The sequence below is a fragment of the Rhodoferax aquaticus genome, assembly GCF_006974105.1.
Taxonomy (GTDB): Bacteria; Pseudomonadota; Gammaproteobacteria; order Burkholderiales; family Burkholderiaceae_C; genus Allorhodoferax; species Allorhodoferax aquaticus_A.
In genome coordinates this window covers 580,432-593,993 of sequence record NZ_CP036282.1, presented here as the reverse complement: position 1 = coordinate 593,993, position 13,562 = coordinate 580,432, and the positions used below count along the sequence as shown (strand labels likewise).

4 protein-coding genes are annotated in these 13,562 nt (G+C 56.3%); all 4 read left to right on the top strand.

What is annotated here, in order from left to right; all coding sequences use genetic code 11:
• The first annotated feature begins 254 nt into the window (after positions 1–254).
• The 4 genes from EXZ61_RS02775 (at position 255) to EXZ61_RS02760 (ending at position 13,560) form a co-directional block, all read left to right on the top strand.
• The gene (locus tag EXZ61_RS02775) at positions 255–7,640 is read left to right on the top strand and encodes a hypothetical protein (protein ID WP_142808802.1); all 7,386 of its coding nucleotides are present in this window, start codon (positions 255–257) and stop codon (positions 7,638–7,640) included.
• 264 nt (positions 7,641–7,904) lie between these two features.
• On the top strand, positions 7,905–9,221 hold the full coding sequence (locus EXZ61_RS02770) for an NHLP bacteriocin system secretion protein (protein ID WP_142808800.1): 1,317 nt from the start codon (positions 7,905–7,907) through the stop codon (positions 9,219–9,221).
• A gap of 41 nt (positions 9,222–9,262) precedes the next feature.
• Positions 9,263–11,401, top strand: coding sequence for an ATP-binding cassette domain-containing protein (locus EXZ61_RS02765; protein ID WP_168224681.1), 2,139 nt, complete (start codon positions 9,263–9,265; stop codon positions 11,399–11,401).
• A 5-nt stretch (positions 11,402–11,406) separates the two neighbouring features.
• Positions 11,407–13,560, top strand: a complete 2,154-nt coding sequence (locus EXZ61_RS02760; RefSeq protein WP_142808796.1) for an ATP-binding cassette domain-containing protein — start codon at positions 11,407–11,409, stop codon at positions 13,558–13,560.
• Positions 13,561–13,562: the final 2 nt, after the last annotated feature.

Here is a 13,562-nt window from a genome sequence, read left to right as displayed (position 1 = left end):
GGGTGATGGTGCGAGTAGTCCCTCCCCCCCTAGAATTTCTCGCGCTGAAAAGGCCCGTCTGTACAGACCATACCGGGGAAGTTCACGTGCGCTCGCCCCAAAGTTCTGGTGCCGGGTGATATGCGTCAACAGATTCAAATCCACCCGCGAACCCTGGCGTTTGGCGGCTCGATTCAGCGAATCGCTCCCACTTTAGTATTGATTTCGGTCCATTCCACATCACCCAAACTGAACCCACTGCAGCAAGGATACGCATGTTAAAGAAGGTTAAATTTCAAGAATCAGCAAAGAATGCCGCTCCCGCTGAGTTGTCTTTAGAAACGTTGGACCAAGTGGTTGGCGGCCTGGGAGGCAAAAAAAATGAATCGGACAACCCTGCCGAAGTGGCTGCAGCCAATGCAATGGCAGAGGAAATAGCGAAGGATTTGACGGCCTCGGGAATGGATAAGTTCAGTGGCGATAAGTTGAAAGGCTTGGGCGATGCAGTGTCCTTACTGCGCGATGAAGCTATTCACAGCATTAGTGCCACCCAGTTAGACAAACTCATTGACAGACAAATCACTGCCTTAGGCGACGGCATTGCGGCACTGGCCCCAGAGGCTTTGGGAAGCATAGATGCCTACCAGGCTAATGGACTCACTGCCCATCAGATAACGCTCTTGGGCGGCAATATTGTGCACCTCGCACCCGAAGCGCTGCGCAGCCTAGATGCAAGGCAGGTGGATGGGCTCACTGCCACCCAGATATCCCTGTTGGGCAATAACATTGCCAACTTGGTTCCGCAAGCGTTAGGCAGTCTAGACGCAGTGCAAATCGATGGTTTGAGCGCCAAGCAAATCACCGCATTGGATGTCCATGTTGCTGCGCTGACACCGGCCGCACTGGGTAGTTTCAACGAAGCGCAGGCAAGCGCTCTAACGCTGGCGCAAGTGGAAGCCCTTGGTAGCAACATTACAGCCCTGCAAGATCCGGCATCACTCCGGGTGCGCGGCATGTCGGGCAGTGACGCGGCCAATAGTGCGGCGAATTGGTCGCCTGCCATGGTGGCCAATATCAGCGCAAGCCAAATTGACAGCTTTACACCGGCGCAGTTAGCCGCACTAGGCGACCGTGTGGGTGCGCTCAGCGCTTCTGCTGTGGGCAGCCTAGATGCTCGGCAAATCGACGGTCTGACGGCCGCCCAGGTCACAGCATTGGGCAGCGACATTGGGGCGCTAACGCGCAGTGCTGTCCGAAGCTTGGACGCGTCTCAAGTAGACGGTCTAACGGCAGCCCAAATCACTGCTTTGGGCGCGAATATCGCGGCTTTGGCCCCAGCTGCTATTGCAAGCCTTGACGCACCCCAGATCGACGGTCTTACTGCAGCCCAAGTCAGTGCTCTTGGCCCTTTAGTCCAAGAACTGGCACCTGCGGCTCTTGCAAGTTTCGACGCTACTCAGGTTGATGGATTAGCCCGTTCTCAGATTGGTTCCTTACGAGAAAACATCAAGTATTTGGCACCAGAAGCCATAGCCAGTTTGGACGCTAAGCAAGTCGATGGCTTGAGTGCCAAGCAAGTTACAGCGCTGGGTACCAATGTTTCAGTCCTGACACCGGAGGCGCTAGGCAGCTTCAACGATGAGCAGGTCCGGGCGCTCACGCTGCCTCAGGTGGTAAGCCTAGGCACCAATATTGGTGCACTCCAAGACTGGGGAACCCTCGAGGTCAGCAAAATGAAGGGCGACGATGTTGCGAGACGTGCCGCCAATTGGCCGCCAGCTTGGGTTGCCAGTATCAGCGCCGCTCAGATCGATGCCTTCAAGCCTGAGCAGTTGGCAGCTTTGGGCGACAAAGTGGGGGCGCTCAGCGCTGCCACTGTGGGCAGCTTGGATGCCAAACAGGTTGACGCCCTTGGTGCTACCCAAATCACTGCGCTCGGCGAAAAGGTGAAATTCTTGGTACCGGATGCCGTTGCGAGTCTGGATGCCGCCCAAGTCGATGGGTTGACGGGTGTGCAAGTAGCCAGCCTGGGTGCGAACATCAGATTCTTAGCCCCCTCTGCCATTGCTAGCCTAGATCATCTGCAAGTTGATGGCTTGACGGCCAAGCAAATCACAGCATTGGGCGACAAAGTGGGGATGCTCAGCGCAGCCGCGGTGGGCAGTCTGGATGCCAAACAAGTGGACGGCCTAAGCGCCAGTCAGGTCTTGGCACTTGGTGAAAGAGTTAAAGCGCTGACACCCGAAGCAATTTTCAGTCTGGACGCCAAGCAAGTCAGTGCACTGAGCGCCCAACAAATCGATAACCTCAGTGAGGCGCAGGTAGCGGCGCTTGGCCAAAATATTCAGTATCTGAGACCCGCAGCGGTTGCAAGCCTTGACGCAGCCCAAGTCAATGGACTGACGGTTGCGCAGATCTCTTTGCTAGGTCATGCCATCAGGGAGCTGACCCCAGATGCACTTGCTAGTCTGGACGCAAGCCAAGTGGACGGCCTGAGGGCCTATCAAGTTTATGATCTAGGCGCAAAAATCCAAGCCCTGACCCCAGAAGCGCTTGCCAGTCTGGATGCAACCCAACTCGATAAATTGAGTGCAACCCAAGTAACCTTTCTGGGTGAAAAAATCAATGCGTTGGCACCGGCGGCACTTGTCAGCCTAGACGCCAGACAAGTTGCCGGTTTAACTGCCGCCCAGGTGACTGCGTTGGGCGCCAAGTTTGCAGAACTCAATCCAAACGTACTTGGCAGCTTGGTTGGAACACAAATTGATGGCCTGACAGCAGCCCAAGTGACTGCCTTGGGCAACAACATCGCCAGCCTCACCCCGGCGGCATTGGCCAGCCTGGACGCAAACCGGGTTGATGCATTGAGCCCAGCCCAAGTGACTGCGTTGGGCAATAACATCGCCAGCCTCAACCCGGCGGCACTGGCCAGCCTGGACGCAAACCAGGTTGATGGATTGAGCCCAGCCCAAGTCATTGCGTTAGGAACCAATGTCGCTGCGCTGCAGCCTGGCGCACTGGGCAGCTTTAATGAAGCGCAGACTCGGGCCCTGACCCTGGCGCAAGTGGAGAGCCTTGGCACCAAAATCGGAGCACTTCAGGATCCGGCGACATTAATGGTGCGTGGCATGTCGGGCAGTGCCGTTGCCCAAAATGCAGTGGATTGGCCACCAGCCTTGCTGGCCAGCATTGGCGCCCATCAGATGTATCTCAAACCGGCGCAATTAACGGCCTTGGGCGATCGAATTGGCGTGCTGAGCGCTTCAGCCTTGAGTGGTATCGATGGCGGTCAGGTCGCCGGTCTGACCGCTGCCCAGATCTCGGTGCTAGGCGGAGACATAAAGGAATTGCCTGATCTGGCAGTTCGATTTCTAACTCCTAATCAACTTGATGAATTGAGCGCACAACAAGTTACGGCTCTGGGGTCAAAAATTGCCCTGCTTTCGCCGAAAGCAATTGCCAGCTTAGATGCCGCACAGGTCGACGGATTGACTGCCGATCAGATTAAGCTTTTTAGTACTGGGCTCTTCCTCGAATTCACGCGAGAAGCTTTGGGAAGTCTGGACTCCACCCAGGCCGCGGGACTCACATTGGGGCAGATCAAGGCGTTGGGCGACAATATTGTCAACCTCTCGCCTAGTGCACTTAGCGGTCTGAATGCAACACAATTCAGCGCATTGGCGCCTACACAGATCTATGTTCTGAGCCCTGAGCAAGTCGACAAACTGAGCCCTGCGCAGGTTTCGTTGCTAGGGAATGCGATCGGTGGAATGGCCGCGGAAGCCCTCGCTACGTTAGATGCCAAACAAGTCAATGCCCTTAGCGTTGCACAGATTAAAGCGCTGGACATAAAACTATTCGACCTAGCACCAGCAGTATTTGCTGGCCTCAGCGCTACCCAAATTGGGTCGCTGGGGCATCGGCAAGTGAATATGTTGGGCAACAACGTGGCTTCGCTGGACCCGGTTGCACTCGCCGGGCTTGATGCATCATGGTTTGACATGCTCAATGGGCAGCAGGTGGCGGCACTGACTGTCCATCAGGTCGATGCCTTGAGTGCTAAGCAAATCGCGGGGATGGGAAATAACTTTAGATTGCTCTCTCCGGCGGCGCTAGCTACCTTGGATGGTGAACAGGTGAATGAGCTGAGCCCCATTCAGTTGACATATATGAACGAAAAGATTGTCAACCTGGCGCCAGTGGCACTTGCCAGTCTGGACGCAAAGCAAGTTGGCGAATTGATTATTCCGCAACTACGGGCGCTGGGCAGTCGAATTGTTGACCTGGATCCGACAGTACTTGCCGGTTTGGTTGCACGAAATGCAGTGAGCGATGCGCAAAAAAGATCAATTCAATCTGCAGGCATCGGGATTTACGATGGCGTCCCTGATGCCAATCAGGTCGTTCTTTTGGGCGCTGCGCAGGTCACAGCTCTGGGAACCAACATTGCCAACCTCACACCAGGGGCACTTGCCAAATTGGATGGCACTCAGGTCGATGGGCTGAACGCTGCGCAAATTGTGGCCCTCGACAATAAAATTGCCGCTCTGAGCGGTACTGCACTTACCAGCCTGGATGCAGGGCAAGTGGCCTGTCTGAGTGCCGCGCAGATCACAGCACTTGGCAATAAAGTTGGAATGCTGGCACCGGATGCCATTGCCAGCTTGGACGTTACACAGGTAAAGTCGCTGAGCGCGGAGCAGATAACAGCATTCGGCAGCAGCATTGTCAACCTTGCGCCTGCGGTGCTTGCAAGTCTCGATGCTAGCCGGTTCATTGGTCTGACGGTGCCTCAGGTCCAGTCAATGAGTCCGTCACAGGTTGATGCTTTGAGCGCTGGACAGATTTCATCGCTGGGAACTAAGATTCAATGGATGGCGCCGGCAGCACTTGCCACTTTGGACGCCGAGCAGGTCAAGGGGTTGAGTGCCACACAGGTTGGCGCACTGGGCGCAAACATCGCGAGCATTGTGCCGGCCGCGCTGGCGAGTCTTGATGCCACGCAAGTCGACGGGCTCACGGGCTCGCAGCTTGCTGCGCTCGGTAACAAAATTGTTAACTTAGTGCCTAGTGCACTGACCAGTTTAAACGGTTCACAGGTGAGCTGGATGAGTGCCGCGCAAGTCTTGGCACTCAGCGACAACATTGCCCATCTGGACTCAGCGGTTCTTGCCGAGTTAGTTGCGACTAGGCCGAACGTACTGGGCGCTGGCCAAGTTGGCGTGATTGGGGTACCTGAAATCGCTGGGTTGAGTGCCCTGCAGGTCACCACACAAGGTAACAACATCGTCGGCCTTGCACCATCAGCCTTGGCCAGCCTGGACGCTAACCAAGTCGATTTCTTGAGCGCCGCTCAAGTTGCGGCTTTAGGCGGCAAAATCGCCAACCTCGCACCGGCTGCGCTCGCCAGCCTAGACGCCAAGCAAGTGGATGGGCTGACACCCTCGCAAGTAACTGCTCTGGGGAGCAAAATTGCTGATCTGACAGGCGCAGCGCTTTCCAGCTTGGATGCCATACAGGTGGACGCCATGAGCGCAGTGCAAATCACCGCGCTGGGTGTCAAGATTGCCAGCCTCTCACCTGGAGCACTTGCTAACCTGAGTGCAACGGATATAGACGCCCTGAGCGCCGCACAGGTGAAAGCCCTGGGCGCCAATATTGGGTTTCTGGCACCGACAGCATTGGCAAGCTTGGATGGCTTGCAGGCCGTTGGCCTCAGTGCCGCCCAGCTCGCCGCGCTGGGTCCCGTTCTCATCAAGAATCTGAGTGATGCTGCCCTTGCAAGTCTGGATGGACAGCAGGTGGATGGGTTGGCTGCAAATCAGTTGAATCAATTGGGGGCACGCATCGTCTCACTGGCGCCAGAAGCCTTGGGCAGCTTGGACGGCGAACAGATAAAAGGGCTAACGCGTCAGCAATGTCGGGAACTTGGTGTGCGCATTGCAAACCTTTCTGCCCAAGGTTTGGGTGGTTTGGGCGATGCGCAGGTTGATTTTCTAACGGTCAACCAGATTGCGGCCTTGGACAGCAAGGTGGCGCATCTCTCGGCTAGCGCTATTGCGAGTCTGGATTTCGCCCAGTTTTCAGCCATCACGCCGCAAGCCGTTGGACTGTTGAATGCGACACAAATGCAGGCCATCACTGCCGAGGTTGTGTCGCACCTGAGCCCCGGCCAGGTGGACCTCTTCAAACCAGCGCAAATCACGGCGATGGGCAAGCACATTCAGGACCTCAATGCGGCTGCGGTGACCAGCCTTAGCGGCGAGCAGATCGCGGCAATGACAGCGCAGCAAGTACAGGCACTGGGCAGCAAGGCTGCTTTCCTAAGCTCTGTCGCAATCATGGGGAGCTACTCGGCAGCGGACGTTAGGACCATGAGCATGGGTGACATTGCCAAACTGGGTAACTTCATCGGCGGTTTGACACCATCAGCGTTGGGGGCACTCAATGCAAATCAAGTCGATGCACTCTCCCCAGAGCAAGTAACTGCCTTAGGTACCAAAATCAGTTGCTTGCGCTACGATGCCATCGGTAGCCTGGACGCAAAGCAGGTAACTGCGCTGAGTCCAGCCCAAGTTGGCAGCTTGTCGGGTGCGCAGCTCAGGACCCTTGGGGATGAAATAACTGCTTTGAGCCCGGCCGCAGTGAAGGCACTGAGCCTATCGCAAATCGATGCTCTAGGGTCGGCCCAAGCGGTCTTGCTCAAAACCTCTCACCTTGCTGCCGCACTGACTCCTGCCCAACTCACGGCGGTCGATGAGTCGACTGAAACCGATATTACGTGGGGCGTTGGCACCGACACGTCAGCCGGTGCGACTCTGGGAGGCATCACCTTTAAAAGCAGCGCGGGCGCAACAGTTGACGCCAATGCATTTGCAGAGGGTTCAATTCAAATCAACGGCAATTCCATCAAAATTACCGGCGCACGAGGTGTCAACTTTCAGGCTGAAGTTCAGGCTGACGGCACTGTCAAGCTGGGCGATTTGAGTCTATACAGTGTGGCAGAGGCCAGAACAATTGCAGAGGTATTCGTCAGCGGTGAGTTTTCATTTGGGCCAAACGGCGCAGCCTTTACCCAAGCGATGCGGATCAAGGCTGCATTGGAGGTGGAAGCTGCTGCCCTCGTTAGCTATGGTTCCTTTGTTACGGGTGCCGGCGGTGGAGTGTGGGTAGGCGCTGAAGCGGGTGGCACGGCAAGCCTTTCAGCCACCAATGAAGGTGCGTCGGCATCGGGTGAGGTCATTCTGCGCGCCGGCGCTGGGGCCGATGCCAACGGCTCTGCTTCAGGGGACCTGACTGTCATCGCGGGCGGCGTTGCTGGCGGTGTTTCCGTAGGAACCCAAGTCGGAGTTGGGGGTGAAGGCCACGCAACATTCAAAGATGGTGTCGTTGGATTTGGACTCTCTGGTGATGCTGCCTTGCTGTTGGGCCTAAAGTTTGACGTAGACGTCGAAATCGATACGGTCAAGGTGAACGCCGCATACCTTTCTGCCAAGGGATTTTTGGGCAGCGATGTTCCTGGATTCTTTAAGAACGATGTCGAAATGGCGCTCGGTACCGCTGCCCAAGGTGCTAAAAATGCAGCGAATACTGTTGGTAATGCTGTCTTGGGAGGTTTAAATACTGGGGTGAAGGCTGTCGGAGGATTGCTCGGAATATAAGCGCATCTATCCAAAACGGAATTTGGTCAATGTAGAACTGGAAGTGGCAAGATTTGAAGCTTTAGCTTCATAGTTTCCTACTTGGCACAGCAAATGGCCCCCCTGCTGTGCCCTACTCAGGTGCTCTTTGTGTGTCGATAAGCAGCATCGAGTCACCTCAGCGCTCGCCGTATCACGAGGACAATTGGCCAAGTGCTAACGCGCTCATGCCATGCTTGGAAACACGCCGACCATTGACTTACACCCCAAATTGACCTCAACACGATGATTGAATCTTCAAAGTCCAGCAACAAGGAGTCGACGCGTCCGCTCAACATCGTCAGCCCCGCGTACCTTGCAACGGCTTGGCTTTTTGTTGGCAGTGTTCTAGCGCTGCTGATTGGCTGCTTCTTGGTGCGGGTGCCGGTGGTGGTCAATGGCCAGGGTGTGCTGATGGCCGATGGTGAGGTGATCAATTACGCGATTTCGCCAGAAACCGACGGACGTTTGGAGGCGTTTCTCGTCAAAGTGGGAAGCCCGGTCAAGAAGGGCCAGACGATCGCGCTCGTGAGTATCCCGCGCCTGGACAACGACTTGCAAACAGCGCGCAGTTCGTTACAAGACCTCATGGCCAAGGCCAAGCGCTTGGACAGCTTTCATGCCGAAAGTATGGAGGTAGCAACGGGTACTTTCAAGCAAGTGCAGATTGAATCCCGTAGCCGGGATGGCGCACTGCGTGAGCGCCTCAGCCGCTTGGAGAAAACCCGGCAAGGCAACGCAGAATTGATAGTTGGCGGTTTTCTTTCCTCACGTGCCTCCGATCCAGTGGTGACAGAGCGTGAGCAGGTGGAAGACCAACTGGCGGTCAACAAGCGCCAATTGCTGGACGCACAGACCAACTACTCTGAACTGGCACAGCGCCAAAAGCGCGAGTCTCTCGAACTCAATCTGCAAATCAGTGCCCAGCAGCGCCAGATTGACGCACTCACTGAACGCGCCAAGGTGGAAAACCGAATTGTTTCGCCGTACGACGGTGTGATCTCGGAACTGCTGGTCGATGTGCACCAACCTGTATCCCGTGAAAGACGGGTGGCGATGGTCACTCCTGCCAACAGCGTCAAAACGAGTAGCAACGTGGTTCGCTCAGCCGTGGTCTTTGTGCCAGCGCAAGAAGGCAAGAAAATCGCTCCTGGCATGCCGGTCAAAATTCTCCCGCTCATCTACGAAGAGCAAGAGTTCGGGCGTATTGAAGGAGTGGTGACACAGGTCAGCGCCGTTGCTGCCGATGAAGACGTTCTGCTGCGAGTATTTAAAAACCAGAAGTTGGTGCGCAAGCTTTTTGAGGCGGATGCGCCTTATAAAGTCACAGTTCAGGTCACCCAAGATGCGCAAACTCCCAGTGGGATGGCGTGGACATCGTCTCGCGGGCCTGCCAGATTGATGGAGCCTGGCACCATTGTCTCGGGTCGTGTCGTTTACAACCAGCCGCGCCTGCTCTACCTCCTTTTGCCGGCTGTGAAGCGCGTGGGCGAAAGTGCCTGGTTCCATGCAAACGCCTTGGCATCGGGGCCAACACCCTTGCCTGAGGGTGCGAAGCCATGATGCTGGGGATGCCTGCGCCACTTGTGCGCTGGTCGAAAAACATGCTCCGGCGAAGGGTGCCGGAGATATTGCAGTTTGAGGCGACCGAATGCGGCACCTGTTGTCTGGGCATGGTTTTGGCCTACTTTGGCCGCTATGAGTCGCTAGACAAGCTGCGCGGTATGTGCGGCGCTACCCGCGACGGCATTTCTGCCGGTTCCCTTGCGCGTGCCGCTAAACAGGCAGGCCTGAACGTCAAAGGCTTCGGCGTGAGCGCTGCCGAGCTGGCCAAGTTGCCCATGCCACAGATCATTTTCTGGAACTTCAATCATTTTGTGGTTCTGGAAAGCCTGCAAGACGGCGTGGCAGCGGTGCTAGACCCTGCAGTGGGGCGCAGACGCTTGTTGCAATCGGATTTGGAGGCGGGCTATTGCGGTGTGACTTTGTGCATGGAGCCCGGCGAAGGGTTTGTGCGCACCGGCAAGCCCGCTTCGGCGCTCTCAGAAGTGTTGATCGCGTCGCGTGGAGCCGGGCGTGCCATTTCAGCGATTGCCTTGGTGGGATTCGGTCTTGCGGTGCTGATGGCCTTGGTGCCCGCTTTGACGTCCATTTTTATCGACTATGTGCTGATCAAAAAGGGCGTGGACAGTTGGAAGTTCTGGTTCATGTTCGGGATTGGTGTTTTTGGCCTGCTGCTGGGCCCAGTGCTCTGGATGCAGCGGGTGGGCGTGCTCAAGTTGCAGACATGGCTGGCCCTGAGCATGGCAACGCGCATTGTTGCCAAGATGTTCAGTGTGCCCATGGAGTATTTTTCAAGGCGCTTCGGGGGAGAGATTGGCGGGCGGGTTATGTTGGCCGATGCCGTTGCAGGCACCGTTTCGGGGGCACTTGTCAGCATGATCGCAGCCTCCATGCAGGTGCTGGTTGTGGGCTTGATGATGGCAAGCTACAGCCCCTATCTCACGGCCGTTTCGTTCCTGCTGCTATCGGCGCATGCAGCCCTCGTGGGTTGGATATCAAGGCAGACCAATGATCTGGACCGCCGACTCGCTTTGGAGAGAGGACGTTACGAGTCACAGGTGCTCACCGCGTTCAATTTGATGGAGCATTCACGGGCGTCCGGGTCATCGGCAGCCATGGGACAAAGGGTGCTGGAGCGACACATTGCTGTGGTCAATGCAGAGCAAAAGCATGCGCCATTTACCGCACTGATGGCCAGCTTGCCAGGTTCTATCACGGGCATTCTGATGGCGGTGATCACAGGCCTGTCGGCGCTAGAGGTTTTGCACGGCGTGTTCACCATCGGGGTGTTTGTGGCCTACACCGCCATGGCCTATTTGCTGATCACTCCGTTCAACCAGATCGTCTCGGGATTCGCCCAGATCAGCGCGTCGAGCGGCAGTTTTGACCGGGTGAATGATTTGCTGCAAGTGGCTTCAGAAGAAGAGTTCGCGGCCACACAGGGGTTGCCTGAATCGTCAGAGTTGCTGGTTAGCAATGTGCATTTTGACTACGGCGCAAGCCCCGTGCTCAAGGGCATTTCGCTCCAAGTGTCGCCGGGTAGCTTTGTGGGCGTTGTCGGCTCTGTGGGAAGCGGCAAGTCCACCTTGTTGGGCGTGATGGCGCGTGTCCTGAAGCCCGTCAGCGGGGAAGTGACCGTGGGCGGCAAGGACATCCGCACCATCGATTCCGCGCACCTGAGTTCGGTGGTCGCGTTTGTGCCGCAGAAGGACCAGATTTTTGAAGGCACGGTGTTGGAAAACCTGAGCATGTGGGATCCGGCCATCACCGAGGAGCAAGCCATGGATGCTTGCAAAGCCTGCATGATCCACGAGGACATCATGCGCCGGGCCGGTGGCTACAAGGCGCGCTTACGCGAAGGTGGCTCCGACTTGAGCGGTGGCCAACGCCAGCGCCTTGCGTTGGCCCGAGCGGTGGTGCGCAAACCCGCCATTCTGATTTTGGACGAGGCCACCTCTGCATTGGATGGTGCCAATGAAGCCGCCGTTCTTGAAAACCTGCGCGCCAAGATCAGCACCATTGTTTTTGCTACCCACCGTATTGGCACGATGCGCCTGGCTGAAAAGATCGTTGTTGTCGACAGGGGTGCTGTCAAGGAGTCTGGTTCCCACGAAGAATTGATGCAGTCAGCCGGCATGTATTCACAGCTGGTGGCTGCCAGCCAGGGGGCGGTATTGTGAAAGCTGTGAACACTGCACTTCCGTCAGTGGAAGAGACGCTGCGCCAGTTTGAAGAGTTGCTGTCCAGTGACGTGCGTCAACCCGTTCGCAAGCACCCCATGGGCGACGTTTTTGCTGCCTGCCAGAGCGCTGCAAAAGCCATGGGACTCACGGGCAACCCAATACGCGGCGGGTTTGGGCCTGATAGCGAAGCGGCGGAAGTGGCCTATGCCTTGGGCCTGAATGCACGCGAGGTCACTCTGGTCGGTTCTTGGTGGGAGTCAGACCACGGTACCCTGATATGCCGTGACACGGCAAGCGGTAATCCGGTGTTGGTGCGTTCGTGTCGTGGTCGCACGGCGATGGAATTTGCCAGCGAAGGCTACACGACGGGTTTCAAGCCCCTGACGCAGGACGCTGCCGCTGGCCTCGAAACCCAGGCCACTGCGCTGTATGCAGGCTTACCTGACTCAAGCCTGGAATTCAAGGACATTCTGAGCCTGGTGCTCAAGCCCTACCATTTTGAGTTGTGGATTTATCTCGCCTTAACGCTGGTGATTGCCTCACTGACCTACGTTGTTCCCGTCGCCAGCGGTCTGGTGATTGACCATGCGGTGCCGCACCGCAATGAGACCTTGCTGTTTGCCGTGGTGGCCGTGGTGGTCGTCTGCAATGTATTGATGCTGTCTTTGCGCTGGACATCCGAGATGATTGTGCAGCGCATTGAAGGAGCCGCGGGGACCGATCTGCAGGCAGCGTTTTTGGACCGGCTTTTTCGCTTGCCGATGAAGTTTTTATCCGGCTACAACAAAGCGGACCTGATGCGACGCTTCACGGCCATGGAAGGTGCAAGGCGATCCACCTTGCGCATGCTGGTGAAAACCTGCATGGACCTGATCACTTTCTTGGTGGGCTTAGGAGCTCTCACGTATTACTACCCGGTGGGTGCATTGGCGGTGTTGGGCGTAGCGGTGCTCAATTTGAGCGTGGCCTTTTTTCTGGGGAGTTTGAGCCGGGCTGCTTACGCTGAAGGCGAGGCGATGACTGCCAATGTGCTGACCATTGTCTATGAGCTGATCGCCAATATGTTGCCCATCCGCATGTTTGCCGCGCAGCGGCGTGCGTTTATGCGCTGGCGTGACAACTTTATTGAAATGCGGCGCAGGCAAGTACGCAGCACGCGTTATGGCGATATGTATGCAGCGTTTCAGCAGTCGCTGAGCCTACTCACTCTGTGCGCGGTGTTTTCCATCGTGACTTACTCCACCACCACAGCGGCACCAGAATCCATAGGCGAATATGTGTCCTTCGTGGCGTCGGTTTCCATTGTTACGGGCAGTGTGGCTGGCATGGCCGCCACCGTATTGGCGTATTTCAATCTGGTCACTTCCGTGGCGATGTCTCTGCCTTTGCGCACAGAGGTTCCAGAATCGGTTTCCGGTCGCAAAAAGCTGCCCGAAATTCGTGGTGAGATTGAATTGCAAGGTGTTGACTTCAAGTACGGCGACGAGCAGCCACTGATCTTGACGAACTTTTCAATGCGGATAGCGCCAGGTGAGTACATTGGAATTGTGGGGCCGTCAGGTTGCGGAAAGTCCACCTTGGTGCGGCTCTTCTTGGGCCTGCTGTCCCCCAACAATGGCAAGGTGTTCATAGACCGCAATGACCTCTCAAACGTCAATGTGGAGGCGGTGCGAAAGACCTTTGGTGTGGTGTTGCAAGATCACCGCATGTTCGCTGGTTCTATTTTGGAGAACATCACAGCGGGTCGGGACCTGGATGTGGACCAGGTGCTCAAAACACTTGAGACCATTGGCATGGCAGGTTTTGTGAAATCCCTGCCCATGGGAATTCATACCGTGATTGGAGAAAACACCAGCCTTTTCTCTGGTGGTCAAAATCAGTTGATGGCGCTGGCGCGCGCACTGGTCGGTGGCCCGCGGCTGCTGATATTTGATGAGGCTACCAGCGCGCTGGACAACGTGAGTGTGGGTAAAGTGGGTGCAGTGCTAGACCAACTGGCGATCACTCGCATTGTTTTCACCCACCGTCTGGGAACCCTCAAAAATTGTGACCGCATCATTGTGATGGATCGCGGCACCATTACCCAAGAGGGCAGCTATGACCAGCTGGCTACTTCGGCAGGGTCATTTAAAAACATGTTGCACGGAAAGGCTTGATC

Bases quoted from the DNA above. Each gene is read 5' to 3' on its own strand.
- EXZ61_RS02775 (WP_142808802.1), top strand. From the start codon at position 255: ATGTTAAAGAAGGTTAAATTTCAAGAATCAGCAAAGAATGCCGCTCCC.
- EXZ61_RS02765 (WP_168224681.1), top strand. From the start codon at position 9,263: ATGCTCCGGCGAAGGGTGCCGGAGATATTGCAGTTTGAGGCGACCGAA.
- EXZ61_RS02770 (WP_142808800.1), top strand. From the start codon at position 7,905: ATGATTGAATCTTCAAAGTCCAGCAACAAGGAGTCGACGCGTCCGCTC.